The sequence below is a fragment of the Sphingomonas sp. Leaf32 genome, from assembly GCF_001421765.1.
Taxonomy (GTDB): domain Bacteria; phylum Pseudomonadota; class Alphaproteobacteria; order Sphingomonadales; family Sphingomonadaceae; genus Sphingomonas.
This window is the reverse complement of record NZ_LMLA01000007.1, coordinates 457,705-476,428: the sequence shown is the minus strand read 5'-3', so window position 1 is coordinate 476,428 and position 18,724 is coordinate 457,705. Positions and strand designations below refer to the sequence as shown.

Annotated in this window: 10 protein-coding genes; 1 reads left to right on the top strand and 9 read right to left on the bottom strand. The window is 70.1% G+C overall.

Features of this window, described 5'->3' with window-relative positions:
- Positions 1-98: 98 nt before the first annotated feature.
- The 7 genes from ASE83_RS09930 to ASE83_RS09905 form a co-directional block, all read right to left on the bottom strand.
- Positions 99-3,356: a PAS-domain containing protein gene (locus ASE83_RS09930; RefSeq protein ID WP_055788895.1), complete on the bottom strand. Its 3,258-nt coding sequence runs from the start codon at positions 3,354-3,356 to the stop codon at positions 99-101.
- A 112-nt stretch (positions 3,357-3,468) separates the two neighbouring features.
- Complete coding sequence (locus tag ASE83_RS09925) at positions 3,469-6,672, bottom strand: error-prone DNA polymerase (protein WP_055788891.1); 3,204 nt, start codon at positions 6,670-6,672, stop codon at positions 3,469-3,471.
- Positions 6,673-6,957: 285 nt separating this feature from the next.
- Positions 6,958-8,514, bottom strand: a complete 1,557-nt coding sequence (locus ASE83_RS09920) for a Y-family DNA polymerase (protein WP_082443265.1) — start codon at positions 8,512-8,514, stop codon at positions 6,958-6,960.
- Positions 8,399-9,190 carry an ImuA family protein gene (locus ASE83_RS18955; RefSeq protein WP_162236607.1) on the bottom strand — a complete coding sequence of 264 codons (792 nt, stop codon included), beginning with the start codon at positions 9,188-9,190 and terminating at the stop codon, positions 8,399-8,401. The genes ASE83_RS09920 and ASE83_RS18955 overlap by 116 nt, the downstream gene beginning before the upstream one ends.
- A 271-nt stretch (positions 9,191-9,461) precedes the next feature.
- On the bottom strand, positions 9,462-10,346 hold the full coding sequence (locus ASE83_RS09915; protein ID WP_055789282.1) for a transglutaminase family protein: 885 nt from the start codon (positions 10,344-10,346) through the stop codon (positions 9,462-9,464).
- Positions 10,346-12,832 carry a circularly permuted type 2 ATP-grasp protein gene (locus ASE83_RS09910; RefSeq protein ID WP_055788886.1) on the bottom strand — a complete coding sequence of 829 codons (2,487 nt, stop codon included), beginning with the start codon at positions 12,830-12,832 and terminating at the stop codon, positions 10,346-10,348. The genes ASE83_RS09915 and ASE83_RS09910 overlap by 1 nt, the downstream gene beginning before the upstream one ends.
- Positions 12,833-13,186: 354 nt before the next feature.
- On the bottom strand, positions 13,187-14,146 hold the full coding sequence (locus tag ASE83_RS09905; RefSeq protein ID WP_055788883.1) for an L-threonylcarbamoyladenylate synthase: 960 nt from the start codon (positions 14,144-14,146) through the stop codon (positions 13,187-13,189).
- A gap of 46 nt (positions 14,147-14,192) precedes the next feature.
- On the opposite strand from ASE83_RS09905, the gene ASE83_RS09900 reads away from it, so the two are divergent.
- On the top strand, positions 14,193-15,914 hold the full coding sequence (locus ASE83_RS09900; RefSeq protein WP_055788880.1) for an acyl-CoA dehydrogenase: 1,722 nt from the start codon (positions 14,193-14,195) through the stop codon (positions 15,912-15,914).
- A 637-nt stretch (positions 15,915-16,551) separates the two neighbouring features.
- Here ASE83_RS09900 and ASE83_RS09895 read toward each other — a convergent pair.
- Together ASE83_RS09895 and prmC are read right to left on the bottom strand one after the other, a co-directional pair.
- Positions 16,552-17,475: a DUF4167 domain-containing protein gene (locus ASE83_RS09895; protein ID WP_055788877.1), complete on the bottom strand. Its 924-nt coding sequence runs from the start codon at positions 17,473-17,475 to the stop codon at positions 16,552-16,554.
- Between the two features lie 245 nt (positions 17,476-17,720).
- Positions 17,721-18,539, bottom strand: coding sequence for a peptide chain release factor N(5)-glutamine methyltransferase (gene prmC, locus ASE83_RS09890; protein ID WP_055788874.1), 819 nt, complete (start codon positions 18,537-18,539; stop codon positions 17,721-17,723).
- Positions 18,540-18,724: the final 185 nt, after the last annotated feature.

The window sequence follows — 18,724 nt, the reverse complement described above, 5'->3', positions numbered from 1 at the left end:
TTGTTTTCAATTGCCCGCCACGGGCAAAGCCCGTGCCGTCGGACGGCGCTTCTCGCGCCGCCGGCCGGCCACGCCTTGGGCGGCTCGGTGTAGCTTCGCTACGCCTCGCCCGGCGCGGCGAGCCATCCGTCAAACGCCTCGCCCGACAACGGCTTCAGCAGCACCGTCACCCCCACCGCCTGCGCCGCCTCGGCCAGCGTACGGCTGGCATCGGCCGTCACCAGCGCCGCCCGCAACGCCGGCTGTCGCACCCGCAACACGCCGATCAGCGCCAGCCCGTCCATGTCCCCGCCCAGATCATGGTCGACGAACGCCACCGCCTCGGTCACATCGGCCAGCGCATCTTGCGAAGTCGCCGCCACCCGCACGCGATGCCCCCGGCTGACGGCCAGCGCCGCCATCGCCCGCCGTACCCCGGCATCGTCATCGACGATCAGGCACGACAGCGGCCCGACCTCCCGTGCCGCCGCCCGCACCGGCGCCGGCGCGGCCTCGCCCGCCACCATCGGCACCGTCACCGCAAAGCGGCTCCCCCGCCCGACCCGGCTGTCGAGGTCGACCGCCACCCCCAGCAGCGTGGCCGTCCGCGCGACGATGGCGAGGCCCAGCCCCAGCCCGGCATCCTCCGCCGTCGCCAGCCGTTCGAACTCGCGAAACACCCTTGCCCGGTCGGCATCGGCGATGCCGGGGCCGCTATCGACCACCTCGATCCGCGCCTGCCCCCCGCGCCGCCGCACCCCGATCACCACACCGCCCCGCGCGGTATAGCGGACCGCATTGCCCAGCAGGTTCTGCACGATCGAGCGCAGCAGCACCCGGTCGGTCGCGACCACCGCATCGCCCGGGCCGATCCGCAGCGTCAGCCCCTTCGCCCGCGCCTGATCGGCAAAGCTGTCGACCAGCTCGGCGAGCAGGTCGCGCACCCCGAAGCGCGTCGGCAACGGCACGATGCCCCCGGCGTCCAGCTTCGATATGTCGAGCAACGCGCGCAGCAGCTGGTCGGCCGCTGCGATCGACTGGTCGATCCGCTCGACCAGCGGCTTCGCCCGCTCGTCCGCCCCGCGCGCCAGCGCGGCGGTGAACAGCCGCGCGGCATGCAGCGGCTGCAACAGGTCGTGGCTGGCGGCCGCCAGGAACCGGGTCTTGTCCGCCGTCGCCCGCGCCAGCGCGGCATTGGCGTCCGACAGCGCCCGCGTCCGCTCCTCGACCCGCCGTTCGAGGTCGGCCCGCGCCGTCTCCACCGCGCGCAACGCCTGCGCCTCCGCCGTGATGTCCGAAAAGCACATGACATAGCCGCCGCCCGGCATCGGCCCGCCGACGGTCTTCAACACCCGCCCGTCGCTGCGCACCCGTTCGAAACTGTGCCGCGTCCCCCGCCGCATATGTGCCAGCCGCCGCCGCACATGGTCGTCGACCTCGCCCGGACCGCAATCGCCGCGCAGGGCGTTGAACGCGATCGCATCGGCCACCGGCGCGCCGATTCGGATCATGCCAGGCGGAAAGCCGAACAGGTCGAGGTAGCGCTGGTTCCACGCGACCAGGTTCAGCTCGGCATCGACCACGCTGACGCCCGGATCGATATGCTCCAGCGTCGCCGCCAGCAGCCCCTTGGAGAATTGCAGGCTCTGCCCGCTTTCATCCAGCATCCGCGCCACATCGTCGGCGCCCAGCCCCTCGCCCGACAGCGCCGACGCCACCAGCCGCCGGGCGGACGACACGCCGACCACCTGCGCCACCAGCCGTTCCGCCCGTCGTGCGGCGCGGGCATCGACATGGGTGCCGGGTCCCAGCTCCGCCTCAGCCCGCTCCGCCCCGACGAAGCGTGCGACCAGCCGGGTCAGCCCGGACAGGTCGCGCACCGGCGGCACTCGCTCGTCGCGCACGAACGGCAAACGCGGCGCACGCGCCATGGCGACGACCGCATGGACGGCGATGTTGGCGAGCAGCGTCGCCACCGCCGCCGTCGCGACCGGTCCCATCCCCGCCATCGCCGGGATCGGCAGCGGCGCTCCGCTCAGTGTCGGCACGAACAGCAGCAGCGTCCATCCGGCAAGCCCGGTCGCAAGGCCCGCCTTCGCCGCCAGCGGATCGCGCCCGCCGCCGGCCACCGCCAGCAGCAGCGCCGGGGCGAACTGCGCCATCGCGGCAAAGGCGACCAGCCCGATCGCCGCCAGCCCGCGCGTCACCGGGATCAGCAGCGCGCTCAGCAGCGCTACGCCGATGATCCCGACGATCACCGCGCGGCGCACCCACAGCAACGTACGCCCGACATGCGCGGCGGCGGCCATGCGCGGGTGGCGCAACAGTAGCGGCGCGATCAGGTCGTTCGACACCATCGTCGCCAGCGCGACCGTCTCCATCACCACCATCGCCGTCGCCGCCGAAAAGCCGCCGACGAACCCCAGCAGCGCGACGGCCGGCGCCCCCGCCGCCAGCGGCATGGCGATGACCAGCAGGTCGGGTCGGGTCGCACCGCCCTGCACCAGCGCACCCCAGGTGATCGGCACGACCAGCAGCGCGGTCAGCGTCAGATAGGCTACGAAGGGCCAGCGCGCCCGCGCCGGATCCTGTGGATCGTGCGCGGCGATCACCGTCACATGGAACTGGCGCGGCAGGCACAGCATCGCGGCGCTCGCCAGCAGCGTGGCGATGGCGAAATCGCCGATCGCGGGCGGGCGGGCAAAGCCGCTGCCCAGCCGCGTAATCCCGGCCGCTCGGTCTGCGGGGGCCGCCTCGGCCACCAGCCACAGCGCGAACAGCGCGACGGCGGCAAAGGCCGCCAGCTTGATGAGCGATTCCACCGCCACCGCCGCCAGCAACCCGCCCTCGGCCCGTTCCTTCGCATCGCCGCGCGTACCGAAACCGATGGCGAAGGCGGCCAGCACGATCGCGGTCACGATCATCGGCCGCGTGACGTCCGCCATGCCGGCCAGCGCGCCATAGCTGGTCGCGACCGATCGCAGCTGCAACGCGACATAGGGCACGGTGCCGGTCAGCGCGATCAGCGTGACCAGCGCGGCCACCCCCCGGCTGCGCGAGAACCGCCCGCCGATGAAGTCGGCGATCGACGTCGCGCCATCGGCCTGCACCGCCGCCACCAGCCGCACCAGCAAGCGCCTGCCGCCGACGAACAACAGGATCGGCCCCAGATAGATCGGCAGATAGGCCCAGCCATCGGCCACCGCGCTGCCGACCGCGCCGTTGAACGTCCAGCTGCTGCAATAGACGGCGAGGCCCAGCGTATAGACCGCGCGGCGCTGTCCGGCCGCGACGCCGTGCCGCCGCACGATCCACGCCACCGCGAACAGCAGCGCGGCATAACCGATCGCGACGACGAACAGCAGCAACCCGTTCATGCCCCGCCCCTCCCCGGCAGCGATCGACCTTCAGCTCTTTCTCCGTCACCCCGGATCAAGTCCAAGGTGACGAAAGAAATATGACCGTCCTACGCCGCGCGACTGGGGAATGTCAGTGGAAATCGCGCGACTTGGGCACCAGCCGCACGTCGCGGGGGTGGCGCGACGCCATCGGCCGGACGACCTCCGCTTCCTGCACGCTCGCCTCACCCAACCGGTCGAGCAGGTCGCTGCGATCGCGCACCCGCGCACCCATCAGGTGGACGATCCCCTCGCGGCTGCGCTGCACCTCGCCCTCGACCAACATCAGCCGTGCGCCCATCACCTCGCGCCGATACGCCTCGAACAGCCGCGCCCACAGCACGACATTGGTGATGCCACTCTCGTCCTCCAGCGTGACGAAGATCGCATTGCCCTTGCCCGGCCGCTGCCGCACGAGGACGAGGCCGGCGGCGGTGACCTTCGCCCCCGCCTTCGCCGCCATGATCCCGGCGCAGCTGGTCACCCCCATCCGGTCCAGCCGATCACGCAGGAACTGCATCGGATGCCCGGTCAGCGACAGGCGCAGCGTCTGGTAATCGGTCACGACATGCTCGACCGCAGGCATCGCCGGCAGCGCCATGTCCGGTTCGGCGCCCAGCTCGGCCGCGCGGGCATGGGCGAACAGCGGCAATTCGGCATCAGGGGTGCGCCGCACCTCCCACAACGCCTCGCGCCGGTCGCGCCCGATCGACCGGAACGCATCGGCATCGGCCAGCAGCCTGAGCGCCCGCTGCGGCAGCCGCGCCCGCCGCGCAAGTTCCTCGACCCCGGCAAAGGGCCGCGCGGCGACGATCGCCTCGGCCCACGCCACGCGAAACCCGTCCATCTGGCGAAACCCCAGCCGCAGCGCGAGCGCGTCCCCTTCCAGCTTGTTATCCCAGTCGCTGACATTCACATCGATCCCACGCACCTCGACCCCATGGTCCCGCGCGTCACGCACGATCTGCGCCGGGGCGTAAAATCCCATCGGCTGCGAATTGAGCAGCGCGCAGGCGAACACCGCCGGGTGGTGGCACTTGATCCACGACGACACATAGACCAGCCGTGCAAAGGACAGCGCGTGGCTTTCGGGAAAGCCATAGCTGCCGAACCCCTCGATCTGGCGGAAGCAGCGCTCGGCAAAGTCCGGTTCGTAACCGCGCCGGGTCATGCCCTCGATCAGCTTGTCGCGCAGCCGATCGATCGTGCCGGGATTGCGGAACGTGGCCATCGCCCGGCGCAGTTCGTTCGCCTCGTTCGGGGTGAATTCGGCGGCGGTGATCGCCAGCTTCATCACCTGCTCCTGGAACAGCGGCACGCCATAGGTATTGCCCAGCAGGTCTTTCAACTCATCCGGATTGTGCGGGGGCTTCGGCGACGGGTACGTCACCTTCTCGACGCCCGAGCGACGGCGCAGATAGGGATGGACCATATCCCCCTCGATCGGTCCCGGCCGGACGATCGCCACCTGCACCGACAGGTCGTACAGGTTCTTCGGCTTCAGGCGCGGCAGCATGTTCATCTGCGCCCGGCTCTCGACCTGGAACACGCCGATGCTGTCGCCCTTGTGCAGCATCTCGTACACCGCCTTGTCATCGGCCTTCAGGTCGACGGTCAGATCATTGTCGCCCAGCCCGTGCCGCCGCAGCAGGTCGAACGCCTTGCGGATGCAGGTCAACATGCCCAGCGCCAGCACATCGACCTTCATCAGCCCCAGCGCGTCGATATCGTCCTTGTCCCATTCGATGAAGGTCCGCCCTTCCATCGCGCCGTTATGGATCGGCACCATCTCGTCCAGCCGCCCCTGCGTCAGCACGAAGCCGCCGACATGCTGCGACAGATGCCGTGGGAATTCGAGGATCTGGTCGACCAGCCACCGCAGCTGCGCGATGTCGGGATTGTCCAGGTCGAACCCGGCACTGACATAGCGCCGCCCCTCCATCTGCCCCGCAAAGCTGCCCCACACGGTACTGCCCAGCCGCTGCGTCACGTCGCGGGTCAGGCCCAGCACCTTGCCGACCTCCCCCACCGCGCTCCTCGGACGGTAATGGATGACGGTCGCGGCGATGCCGGCCCGCTCGCGGCCATAGCGGGTGTAGATATACTGGATCACCTCCTCGCGCCGTTCATGTTCGAAATCGACGTCGATGTCGGGCGGCTCGCCGCGCTGTTCGGATACGAAGCGCGAGAACAGCAGGTCATGCTCGCTGGGATCGACCGAGGTGACGCCCAGCAGGAAACACACGATCGAATTGGCCGCCGACCCGCGCCCCTGGCACAATATCGGGGGCACGCAGGTGCGCGCGAAGCGGACCAGGTCGTGGACGGTCAGGAAATAGTGCGCATATTTCTCGCTGCGGATCAGCGCGAACTCCTCGTCCAACCGCCGCTGCACCTTGGCCGGCAGGTCGGGGCCATAGCGCTCATGCGCGGCGGTCGTCGCCAGATGCTCCAGCCAGTCCTGCGCCTCCCACCCCGGCGGCACCGGTTCGTGCGGATATTCGTACTTCAGGTCGGTCAGGCGGAAAGTGATCCGCTTCAGGACCCGCACGCTTTCCGCCACCGCCTCCGGGCAGTCGCGGAACAGGCGCGTCATCTCCGCCGGGGCCTTCAGATGCCGCTCGGCATTGGCGGCCAGCCTCCGCCCGGCGGCGGCGATCGTCGTCCCCTCGCGGATACAGGTCAGCACATCGTGCAAGGCCCGCTGTTCGTGCGTCGCATACAATGCGTCGTTGGTCGCCAGCAGCGGCACGCCGACCTGCCCCGCCAGCGCGATCCGGCCGGCAAGTCGCCGCCGGTCGCGCCCGCCGCGCGGCATCGTCGCCGCCAGCCACACCCGCCCCGGACAGGCATCGCGCAGCCGCGCCAGCAACCCTGCATCGGGCGCGGTGACGATCAGCAGCAACCCTTCCTGCCACGCAAGCAGGTCGGTCAGTTCGAGGTGGCAATCGCCCTTTTTCGCCTTGAGATTGCCGCCGCTGAGCAACCGCGTCAGCCGTCCCCATGCCGCACGGTCGATCGGGTAGGCAACGATGTCCGGCGTCCTGTCGGCGAACACCAGCCGCGCGCCGACGACGAGGTCGAAGTCGTTGGGCGGCAATCCCTGCTCGACCAGCCCCGCATTCGCCTTCTTCAGCGCCAGAAACGCCTGCACCACCCCCGCCACCGTATTGCGGTCGGCGATCCCGATCCCGGCCATCTCCAGTTCGTTCGCTTGTCCCACCATGTCGCACGGCGCCGACGCCCCGCGCAGGAACGAGAAATGGGTGGCGGCGATCAGTTCGGCAAAGGCCATCTCACGGGGCCGTCCCGCCGACCACAGCACATATCGTCATCCCGGCGCAGGCCGGAATCCAAGGTTCCGCAAGCGCCGAAGCCATCGAAGTTGTGGCCCGATGGATCCCGGCCTGCGCCGGGATGACGGAGGGAGGACGAACCCGTTTTGCTCCCCCGCTTGCCACCCCACCCTTCGTCATTCCCGCGCAGGCGGGAATCCATATGCGCCGACGTCGTGCTTCCATCCGCAGCGTCGGCGTGAATGCATTCCCGCCTGCGCGGGAATGACGAAGTGGAGTTGTCCTCACGCGAACACCCCATGCACATACCACATCGGGTCCGGCGTCTCGCGGTCGTACAGCCCGTGGCGGAAAATCCAGTACCGCCGCCCGCGCACATCCTCGACCCGATAATAATCCCGCGTGCGCACCTTCGCCTGTCCGCGCCGCCACCACTGCGCCGCGATGCGTTCCGGCCCCTCGAACCGGATCACGTCGTGCAGCACCCGCCGCCAGCGGAAGCGGTGCGGCGGGCCGTCGGGCACTTCGGCCATCACCTCGATCCGCTGCGGCGGGTCGAACAGGTGGATCGGGCGCAGCGGCGGTTCGCCCGCCTCCGGCGCGTCCCACCCGGTCGGGGCCGGCGCGTCGATCGCGTCGATGGTCAGCACCCCCTGTTCGGGCAGATGGCTGTCGCCCGGCGTCACCCGCGCGATCCGCCCACGGCCGAGGCGCGTACTGAGCCGGTCGACCAGCGCCGCCATCGCCTCTTCGCTGACCGCCCCGCCCTCCAGCTGCAACTGGGTAGCGGCGAGCGGTTCGAGCGCGGGGACGCTCAGGCGGATCATGTCGAAGCCGAAGCCCGGATCAATCGGGTCGGCCAGCGCATCGATCCGTTCGCGCAACAGCCGCAGGATCGACGGCGGATCGCGTAAGGGAAGCCCGCTTTCGACCGCCAGATCGCGCAGCGCGCCATCGGCGCGGTACAGCCGTATCGCGAAGCGCCGCCCGCCCCGGTCGCGCGCGGTCAGTTCGCCTTCAGCCTCCGCCGCCAGTTCGCCGATCGTCGCCAGCACATCGGCATCGCGCGCGATCGGTTCGGCGAAACGCCGTTCAAAGAACAGCGCGGGCAGTGCCCGGCGCGGCCGCAACCGCTGGTCGGCATCGCCCAACAGCCGGGCGAGCGCCGCCACCGTCTCCTCGCCGAAGCGCGCCGCGATCGGCGCGGTCGGGCGGCTCGCCAGATCGCCGATGGTGCGCAGGCCCGCGCGGCGCAGCGCCACCGCGATCTCGTCATCCAGCCGCAGCGCCGCCACCCCCAGCCGCCGGACCGCCGCCGCCTCGCTCGCCGCCGGGGCGCTCTGGAACCGCGCCAGCGCCTGCGCCGCATCGGGCGTATCGGCCAGGGCATGGCGCAGCATCCCGAACCGCGCCAGCCGCGCCTCCACTTCCGTCACCAGCGCGCCCTCGCCACCGAACAGGTGCGCGCAGCCGGTGATGTCCAGCGTCACCCCGTCGCCGCCGTCCAGCGCGACCAGCGGCGTGAACCGGTCACAGGCATCCGCCATCCGCTCCAGCCAGCCATGATCGGCGAACGGATCGGCATCGACCGCGACCAGATCGGGCAGTTGCGCGCGCGCATCGGCCAGCGCCATGCCGGGGGCCAGCCCCTTGTCCGCCGCCTGTGGGTCGACCGCTGCGATGCGCAGCGCGCCGCGCACCGTTTCGACACAGACGAACGGCGCATCATCCGGCACGGCGCAGGGGGATTGGCGCCGCAACCGGTCGGTGGGCAGGAACGGCCACCACAGCGCCAGATGGCGTCGGCCGCTCTGCGGCGCTGACGAAGACGGCTTGCTCACGGTTCCACTCCACTTGCCAGCGGCCATCGGCACCCCGACCGCGCTGGCGCAATAATTCGAGGTCGAAGGTCGGATGCCCCGGCGCATTGGCCGGCAGGGGCTGCGACGCGCAGGACCGGACCGCCCAGCGCGTGTCGGCGGCACTCGCCACCGGGGTCGCGGCGATGCGCAGCAGCAGCGCCGTCACCCCGCTTTCCTCCGCCGCCAGCGCGAGGCGGCGGCTGGCGGTCAGGTCGAGCGGCCGGGGATCACGGTGCAGTTCGATCACCGCCACCCCGACCCCGGCGCAGCGCACGACATCGGACGCCGCGCGCAGCACCGACAGCGCATCGGGCAGGAACCCCAGCAACAGCCGGGCGGGATCGACGCCGATCTCGACCAGCCCCGGCGCGTGGAGATGCCCGCCCCCGCGCACCGCCGCTTCCTCGCGCAACCACACGATGCCGCCGCCGAGACGAATCGACAGCATCCCGACAAATCCCGTCGCGCTGCCGGCGTCGCCCTCTTCGGCCGCGAAAATCTCGTGCAGCCGCCCGCGCACCAGGCCACCGCCCAGCGCAGCGTCGATATCGCCATGCCCGGTCGCCACCCGCACCGCCTCCCCCACCGGCGCACGTCGCTCCATGGCGGCGACTTGCCGCTTCAACGCGGACAGGGTGGGCGATTCTAAGTTCATGGTTTGTTCTTTATCCTCCACCTCCTATGGATTCGTCAATCCGGGTTGGGAGAGGGTGCGTCATGGGCACAGAGAAAGTAAGGTAGTTTCACGCGAAGGCGCGAAGACGCGGAGGATTTCCGCCAAGCGCAGCGTTCCCCGCGCCAGCGGCCTATTCCATGGTATCCGCGCGAGGATCGTCTGCCGGACGCACCCGCTCGCCAAGCCGCGCAACCAACTCCGCGTCTTCGAGCCTTCGCGTGAAAATCACCTTCTTCCTGACGTGAACGGACTACCCGACCGGCAAAGGCTCCACATCGACCGACACGTGCATCGTCTGCGCGCCCGACCCCAGCACGACGCCATCGATCGGGGCGATGTCGGCATAGTCCCGGCCGATCGCCATCACGACATGGTCCTCGGCCATCCAGATGCCGTTGGTCGGATCGACCCCGATCCATCCCAGATCGGGACCGGCCCACACCAATACCCAGGCATGGGTCGCGTCGGCCCCGACCAGCCGCTCCTGCCCCGGCGGCGGCAGCGTGCGCAGATAGCCCGAGCAATAGGCCGCGGGCAGACCCGCCCCGCGCAGGCCCGACAGCATGATCTGCGCGAAATCCTGACACACCCCGCCGCGCTTGGCGAAGGCTTCGGCGGGCGGCGTGTCGACCAGCGTCGCGGTCGGATCGAAGGCGAAGTCGCGCTGGATGCGCCGGGCGAGCGCGATCGCCGCGTCGAGAATACCACGATCGTCGGTCAGGTCCTCGGCACACCATGCAGCGATCTCCGGCACGATCGGCACATGAGCGGAGGGGAAGAGGTAGCTGACCGGGCTGGCCGGGCCTGCATCGGCGACATTCGCCACCATGGCGCGGATGTCGGCCAGCGTCGGATCGTTCGGCGACGGAAACGGGATCGGCCGTTCGACACAGACGGTCGCGCGACTCTCGATCGTCAACGTACGCTCGGGCCGCTCGACCACCAGCCGGGTGACGTTGGCGAGGCCCGCCTGCGCCCGCGCCGGATAGGTGTGTCCACCCGGCTCGACCAGCAGCGCATAGTCCTCCAGCGTCTGTCCCGACCACAGGATCGGCCGCAGCCTGAGGTTGCAGCGCGCGAACCCGGCCGCTTCCTCATAATCGAACCGGGTGATGTGGCGGATGGCATAGCGCATCATGCGAGGGTCAGCCCGGCTTCGCGCAGCGCCTGCGCGCCTTGCAGGAAATAGCGGGTGGCGATGGCGTCGGACAGTTTCTGCAACTGCTGGTTGATCTCCAGCACCCAGCCGCGATCGATCCGTTCCGCCGATGCCATGGCGATGCCGGCGGTCAGGCGCGCGGCGATGCGCTGTTGCGGTTCGGCGATGCCGGCATCGTTCAGCACCGGCAGCTTCGCCAGATGGCCGACGATCGTCTCCACCTGGAACGCGATGCCGCGCGGGTTGCCGGGGTCGAGCGCGATCAGGTCGATCACCGGCACCCGGGCAAAGCCGATCAGATAACGCTGGCGATAGCTGATCTGGCTGTCGGCCAGGTCGAGCAGCGTCGACAGGTCCTCGGCATTCGCCCGGCGCAGGTCGACCGACAGCAAGGTCCGCGTGATCGCCAGCGCGCGTTCGATCCGCCGGCCGAGGTCATGGAACCGCCACGCATCGGTCCGCCCCATATGTTCGGCCGACAGCCCGGCCAGCGCGGCATAGCGCCGCTGCAGCGTGCCCGCCCGGTCGAGCAGCGTCCCCGTCGTCGGGTGCGGCGCATCGAGCAGGCGCACCATGTCCGCCGACAGCCGGTCGCGCGACACGCCGCCGATGCCGGTCGCCAGCCGGTTGACCGCGCGCACGCTGCCCCAGCCATCGACCGACTCCATCGCCTCGCGCGCGAAATCGACCAGGTCGCGGCGGCGGTGGCTGGGCGGGCGCTGCGCCGCGCCGGTATCGGCGATGATCGTCACCAGCCGCTCCACGGTCGCCGGGGCCAGCGCCGCGCCGGTATCGGCCGAGATCGAATGGCCGAACAGTACGCGGATGACGCCCAGCAGCGCCTCGCCCCGCTCCAGATAGCGGCCCAGCCAGAACAGGTTGTCCGCCACCCGGCTGGGCAGCGTGCCGGGATTGCGGCGCAGTTCCACGCTGTCGGTCGGTTGCAGCAGCGACACCGGCGCGACCGGATCGGGACCATGGACGATGACGTCCGCCGACCACGACCCCTCGCCCATCACCGCCGCGCGCGCATCGGGCTGGTCGCCGATCCGCACGAATCCGCCGGGCAGCACCACCCAGCGCCCGTCGCCACCGCGCGCCGCGAACACCCGCAGCGAGAAGGGGCGTGGCAGCAACCCCTCGCCACACGCCGTCGGCATGGTCGACAGTTCAGCGACTTCCTGCCCCACATAATCCTGCGGCCGCAGCGCTATCGCCGCCGCCAACCGGTCGCGCGCCGCGCCGTCCAGCGATGCCCCCAGCACCGCCCCATCGGGCAATCCCGCGACCGGCGGACCGGCAAAGGCGGGGCCGATCACCAACTGGTCGAGCGACGACAGGACGTGCGCGCGCGCCTGCGCGTCGCCGCACCACCACGTCCCGATCGACGACAGCGCCGGCGCCCGCCCCAGCAACCGTTCGCCCAGCGCCGGCAGGAATGCGGCGAAGGCCGGCGATTCGAGCACGCCGACGCCCGGCGCATTGGCGATCACGACATTGCCCGCCGCCATCGCATCGACCAGGCCGGGAACGCCGATGGTCGAACTGGCGTCGAACGCCAGCGGGTCGATCAATCGCGGGTCGATCCGCCGCCACAGCGCGTCGATCCGCTTCAGGCCCGCGATGGTGCGGACATAGAGCTGGTCGTCGCGCACGGCGAGGTCAGCGCCCTCGACCAGCAGGAACCCCAGATAGCGCGCCAGATGCGCCTGTTCGGGATAGCTGGGGTTAAGCTTGCCCGAGGTCAGCAGCCCGATGCGCGGTTCCGCCCGGCGGCACGCGGCGGCGATCCCCGCGCGCATCGCGGCGAAGAACGGCGCATGGCGTTCGACATTCACCCGCGACGGCAGCCCGCCCAGCGTCCGCCCCATCGCCAGCCGGTTTTCGAGCGCATAGCCCGCCCCGACCGGCACGCGCAGATGATCGGCCAGCACCCGCCAGCGCCCGTCCGGCCCCCGGCACAGATCGGCGGCGACGAAATGCAGTTGATGCCCGCCCGGCGGCATCAGCCCGACCATCGGGCGCAGGAACAACGGCGATCCGGTCACCAGCATCGCCGGCAACACACCATCGGCCACCAGCCGCTGTTCGCCATGAATGTCGGTGATGACGCTTTCGAACAGTTCGGCGCGTTCGGCCATCCCCCCAGCGATGCCGCGCCATTCCTCGGCACCGATCAGCAGCGGGACGGGGGAAAGGGGCCAGCGCCGCTCCTCCTTCTCGCCGGCGGCGCGGTACGCGGTGCCGATGTCGTCGGCGTGGCGCTGCGCGCGTTCGCGGGCGCCCGACAAGGTATCGGGCACGGCGGCCAGTTCGTCGAACGCCGCATCCCATGCCGCCCGGTCGATCCCGGTCGCCCCGCACAGCACATCGCCCCGCGGTGCCTTTGCGCGATAGGCGTCCAGCCAGCGCGCCGCCATCACGCCAGCCTCGCCCGGTCCGTTGATTGCGCGGCTGGCCATAGTTCCTTCCCGATCCCCCGCAATCCCAAGCACGCACGCCGGCCCGGTGCAAGCCGTTTGCGGGGGGTCAGGCAGGCAGAACGCAGCGGGCCGACAAATGGACGCGACCGCCGCGTGTTCCGGCGCGGGCCGGGACCTTCCGTACCACAGGGGCCATTAGAGCGGTTTCCGATCAGATTGGATCACCGGCACGGAGGTGATTTCGGTTTGGGACGAGGCAGGAGGAGGCCGCGATGCAACGGCATCGTGGCCGACGAGCAACGCTGCCCCGAGCCGAAAGCGACCCGCCGCGGAGGGTTCCCGCAGGGCGATGACGGTGGTTCAATCTGGTCGGAAACCGCTCTACCCCTCGGGCTATCCGGCCGGCACCGCCGCACGCCGCAGCCGGTCGTTGATCGCCGCGCCCAGCCCGTGATCGGGCACCGGCGCCACCGCGATTCGCATCGGCTCGGCAAGATCGGCGACGTGCAGTGCATCGAACAGCCGCGCCGCCGCCTCCACCGGATCTCCGGCAGCCGACAGCGTATCGTCGCCCGCGACCACGCCGAACCCGATCAGCCATTCGTCGCCCTGCCGCCCGGTAGCGTTCAGCCGCACCGGCTTGGACGGCGCATAATGGCTGGCAAGCTGTCCCGGTGCCTCGATCCCCGCCCCGGCCCCGCCGACCACTACCCCCAGCAACTCGGCGACCGCGTCGCGCGAAACCGGCCCAGGGCGCAGTTGTCGGACCTGTCCATCGACACAGGCGATGATCGTCGATTCGATTCCGCGCGCGGTCGGCCCGGCATCGATCACCATCGGGATGCGCCCATCCAGGCTGCGCAGCACATGTTCGGCACGGGTCGGACTGATCGATCCGCTGGCATTGGCCGATGGCGCGGCCAGCGGTCGACCGGTGGCGCGCAGCAGCGCCTGCATCGCATCATGCGCCGGCACCCGGATCGCGATCGTCGGCAACCCCGCCGTCACCAACGACGCGATGCCCGCCCCCACGCGGATCGGCAGCACCAGCGTCAGGGGGCCGGGCCAGAACGCCTCGGCCAGCCGGGCGGCGGCTTCGTCGAACACCGCCAGCGCCTCGGCTGCCGCGCGGTCGGGCACATGCACGATCAGCGGATTGAACCCCGGCCGACCCTTGGCCGCATAGATGCCCGCCACCGCGCGCGAATCGGTCGCGTCGGCGGCGAGACCATAGACGGTCTCGGTCGGCACCGCGACACATCCGCCCCCGGCGATCACCGCCGCCGCCGCCGCGATCCCCGCCGTGCCGTAGGGTAAGGAAACGGTGGTGATCGAAGCGTTTGAAGCGGTCATGGTTCGGTGCCTATACCGCCAAAAACCAACGATCGAGAGAGGGCAAATGGACCTGACCCCCGCCACCGCCGAACAGCGTTTCGTGCTGACCCATGCCGCGGGGATCGAAACGATCGCCGACGCGCCCCGCTTCGCTGATGCGACCCCCGACCTGCTCGACGCGATCCTGACCGGGATCGGCGATTTCGCCGCCGGCGAATGGCGGCCGCTGGCGCGCAAGGGCGACACGGTCGGCGCGCGCTGGACCCCCGAAGGGGTAGTGATGCCCGATGGCTATCGCGCCGCCTATCAGGCCTATGTCGCGGGCGGATGGGGCACGATCGGATCGCCCGCCGCCTTCGGCGGACAGGCCCTGCCCTTCGCCGTCGCGACCGCCGTGCTGGAAACGCTGGGCACCGCCGATCTGGGCTTTGCCCTGGCCCCCACGCTGACGGTCGGCGCTGTCGAGGCGCTGACCCATCATGGCAGCCCCGAACAGCAGACGCGCTACCTGCCGAAGCTGGCGACCGGCGAATGGACCGGCACGATGAACCTGACCGAGCCGCAGGCCGGGTCGGACGTCGGCGCGCTGACGACGCGGGCCGAGCCGGTCGGCGACGGCAATTGGCGGATTCGCGGCACGAAAATCTACATCTCGTTCGGCGATCACGACATGGCCGACAATATCGTCCACTTGGTTCTCGCCCGCACGCCCGGGGCGCCAGCGGGAACGAAGGGCATTTCGCTGTTCCTCGTCCCCAAATACCGGCTCGACGCGGACGGCAATCCTGGCACGCCGAACGACATCCGCGTCGTGTCGATCGAACACAAGATGGGGCTGCACGCCTCGCCCACCTGCGTCCTGTCGTTCGGCGACAACGGCGACTGCATCGGCGAACTGATCGGGGCGGAGGGCGCGGGGATGCGCGCGATGTTCACGATGATGAACAACGCCCGCCTCAATGTCGGCCTGCAGGGCGTGCAGGTCGCCGAAGCCGCTACCCAGCGCGCCGTCGCCTATGCCCGCGACCGCATCCAGTCGCCCCGCGCCTCGGCCGGCGGCGCGCCGGTGGCGATCGTCGAGCATCCCGACGTCCGCCGGATGCTGTTGCGCATGACCGGGCAAACCATGGCCGCCCGCGCGCTGGTCTATTACGCCGCCGGACAGGTCGACCGCGCGACGCTGGGCGTGGAAGGCGCGAAGGCGCGCCTCGACCTCGTGACTCCGCTGGCCAAGGCGCACGGCACCGACATCGGCTGCGAGGTCGCCAGCCTCGGTGTACAAGTTCACGGAGGCATGGGCTATGTCGAGGAAACCGGCGCCGCCCAGCATTACCGCGATGCGCGGATCACACCGATCTACGAAGGAACCAACGGCATTCAGGCCGCCGATCTGGTCGGGCGCAAGCTGGTGGGCGATGGCGGCGCGGCCATGGAGGCGCTGTTCGCGGAGATGGAGGCGGAGGTCGGCCACGCTGCACTGCGCGACCTGCTGAACGACACCCGCGCCGTCGCACGCTGGATGCTGGAGGCGGAGGTCGACGATCGGCTGGCCGGCAGCTATCCGTTCCTGACGATGCTGGCGACCTGCGTCGGCGGCTGGCTGCTGGAGCGGCAGAGTCGCGCGCTGGATCAGGTCGACGATCCCGATTTCGCCGCGCGCAAGCGGGCGGCGGTCGCCTTTTATCTCGACCGGATCGTGCCCGAGGCGCGTGGGCTGGGCATGGCGGCGATGGCCGGTGCCGTCGGCCTGTATGCGCTGACCGCCGAGCAGTTCGCGGCGGGTTGAGGGCGGAGGGTATTTTCGTAACCCCGGGCTGCGTTCGATCCTGCCCGTAGGGTTGGGCGACAGGCGCGCCAAGCTGCACGGGAACGACCATCCTGGGACGGATCGACCTTCGTCCTCCTGCCGTCACCCCGGACTTGTTCCGGGGTCCACGGCGCAGCGATCGGTGCCGCCAGCGACTCCCAGGAAAGCGTAAGCGGCAAAGGTGGACCCCGGAACAAGTCCGGGGTGACGAAGGGAATCTACGTCGCTCGGCGAGCACCCTGAGAATTGGCTGAATGTCGATCCATCTCAGCGTGCCGACCCAATCCATTCAGCCCCGACGCCCTGCAAATGGCAGTTCCCCCTGCTTCCGGTGCGCCCAGACTGAAACCAAGCTGCGCTCCAAGTCGCGCGAAACTGTCGCTTCGGCTCGCCATCTTGGGAACGTCGATCGGCTCCAGTCATCTCTGCCGGACGGGGTGAGTAGTGCATCGGGCGATAGCGACCCCGTTTTCCCGCCATCGTCGCCCAATCAGGTGGCACGGCTTGTTCGACGGTCATGCGCTGATCGCCGACCGGTTCGCGGCACACGGACGGCAAAAGGGCCGGCATCGCCCGCAGCGATACCGGCCCCGATGTCTCGACGCGCGTCACCCGATCAGGCGGCGGGCGGCACGGCCTCTTCCTCGTCCGCACGGACGCGGCGACGGCGGCGCGGACGTTCGACCGCATCGTCATTCGCCGACAGCGCCGGCGGCAGACGATCCGCCTCAATCGACGGCGCGACCTCGGCGGTCGGTTCGGCGGCAACCGCATCGACCCGGGTGCGGGTGGTGCGGCGGCGGACCGGCTTGGCCTCGGCGACCGGTTCGGGCGCGGCTTCGGCGGTGTCGTGCTGCTGCGTACCGACCTCGCCCTCTATCCCGCGCAGTTCGGCGGCGTCGTTGGCAGGCGCGGTAGTCCGGCCACCGTCGCGACGCAGGCGTTCGCGCTGCGGGCGGTCTTCCCGTTGCGGACGGTCTTCGCGCTGGCCGCGATCGTCACGCGCCTGACGCTCCTCGCGCGGCTGGCGTTCCTCACGTGCTTGACGCTCTTCACGCGGCTGGCGCTCTTCGCGCGGGGCACGATCGTCGCGATACTCGCGCTGCGCACGGGGCTGACGGTCGTCGCGATTGCCGCGATCTTCCCGCTGGCCGCGATCGTCGCGGTTGCCACGGTCGTCGCGGTTGCCACGATCCTGGCCACCGGTGTCGGCACCCATGTCGCCGTCGCCGTCGAAATCATCCTCGTCGTTGCCGTCGAACTCGTCGCGGCCGCGGCGCTGTTCCTCGACCCGCGAACGACCTGCTTCGAGCACGCGGAAATAATGATCGGCGAACTGGAGGTAATATTCGGTGTTCACCCGGTCGCCGGCGCGTTGCGCGTCAGCGGCAAGGTTCTTGTACTTTTCCAGCAATTGCGCGGCGTTACCGCGCGCGCGGTTGTCTATGCGGTTGCCGTTATCACGCGGATTGCCGCCGCCGCTTCCCGGCTGACGCTGGCCACCGCGACCGCGACGGCGGCCGGCCTGACGATTGTTCATCAAGGGTTGGTTGTCCTGTCCTTACCTGTCCGTCGATCTCGCGATCCCGGGTGCGAGCCACTTCGCGAAACGATGCACGGGCACCGTCCGCCTGCCATGACCACCGGACGACAGTGGTTCACATGACGATGGAAGGAGCCACGCCCCGCGATCGACGCCTTGGTCGATGGTGCCTGCCCCGTTCGAGGTCTTAGCGGCTGCGTCGTGCAACTCCAAGCGGAAAGATGGGGTGGCGAACAGCTTCGTCAACCCGCCACCACGCAGCGCGGCCGCCCGCCCAGATCGCGCACCAGCCGCGCGGGCAGGCCGACACCCTGCACCAGCGTCGCCACCGCATCGCCTTGTTCATGGCCGATCTCGATCGCGGCGATCCCGCCCGGTGCCAGCAGCCGGGAAAGGTCGGGCACGATCCGGCGATAATCGTCGAGGCCGTCCCTGCCGGCGAACAGCGCACCGGCGGGTTCATGACCGACGACCTCCTGCGGCAGCGCTTCATCGGTACCGATATAGGGCGGGTTGGCGAGAATCAGGTCGAAGCGTCCGTCGATCCCGGCCGTCCAGTCGCCCGCCTGCCAGGTCACCCGCTGGCCCATCCCCAGCGCCACGCCGTTGCGGCGGGCATAGTCGAGCGCGGCGGTCGAGGCATCGACCCCCAGCCCCGTCGCCTGCGGCCATTCCGCCAGCGCGGCGAGCAGCAACGTGCCCGGTCCGGTGCCGAGGTCGAGGATGCGGGTCGGCGTACGACCGGCGAAATGCACCACCGCCGCCTCGATCAGCGTCTCGCTGTCGGCGCGCGGTACCAGGACGCCGGGGCCGACCATGAGGTCGATCGTCCAGAAGGCGCGGCTGCCGGTGATATAGGCGACCGGTTCATGAGTCAGGCGGCGTTCCACCAGCGCGTCGAAGGTCACCGGCACCGGATCGTTGAGGCGGGCAAGCAGCATCGCCTCCCGCGTGCAGCCCAGTGCGTGAGCGGCGAGCAGTTCGGCATCGAGACGGGAGGAGTCCGAGACTTCGGCGATGCGTGCCGTTGCCTGCGTCAGCGCGTGGCGGAGCGTGGTCATGGGTTCACGCGAAGGCGCGAAGGCGCGGAGAAGAGAGTTGAATTTCGCGCAGAGGCGCAGAGGCGCGGAGAGGCTGCGTGTCGGGTGACGTTCCGCGCCGTCAGGCGCCTTCCGACCGGATTGCCATGGCGTTTACGAGGGATCGCTGCGCGATCGGCGTTCTCTGCCTCTCCGCGCCTCTGCGC

Coding starts and splice junctions, on each gene's coding strand:
- ASE83_RS09915 (WP_055789282.1), bottom strand. CDS start 10,346: ATGCGCTATGCCATCCGCCACATCACCCGGTTCGATTATGAGGAAGCG.
- ASE83_RS09925 (WP_055788891.1), bottom strand. CDS start 6,672: ATGGCCTTTGCCGAACTGATCGCCGCCACCCATTTCTCGTTCCTGCGC.
- ASE83_RS09930 (WP_055788895.1), bottom strand. CDS start 3,356: ATGAACGGGTTGCTGCTGTTCGTCGTCGCGATCGGTTATGCCGCGCTG.
- prmC (WP_055788874.1), bottom strand. CDS start 18,539: ATGACCACGCTCCGCCACGCGCTGACGCAGGCAACGGCACGCATCGCC.
- ASE83_RS09905 (WP_055788883.1), bottom strand. CDS start 14,146: ATGACCGCTTCAAACGCTTCGATCACCACCGTTTCCTTACCCTACGGC.
- ASE83_RS09910 (WP_055788886.1), bottom strand. CDS start 12,832: ATGGCCAGCCGCGCAATCAACGGACCGGGCGAGGCTGGCGTGATGGCG.
- ASE83_RS18955 (WP_162236607.1), bottom strand. CDS start 9,190: ATGAACTTAGAATCGCCCACCCTGTCCGCGTTGAAGCGGCAAGTCGCC.
- ASE83_RS09900 (WP_055788880.1), top strand. CDS start 14,193: ATGGACCTGACCCCCGCCACCGCCGAACAGCGTTTCGTGCTGACCCAT.
- ASE83_RS09895 (WP_055788877.1), bottom strand. CDS start 17,475: ATGAACAATCGTCAGGCCGGCCGCCGTCGCGGTCGCGGTGGCCAGCGT.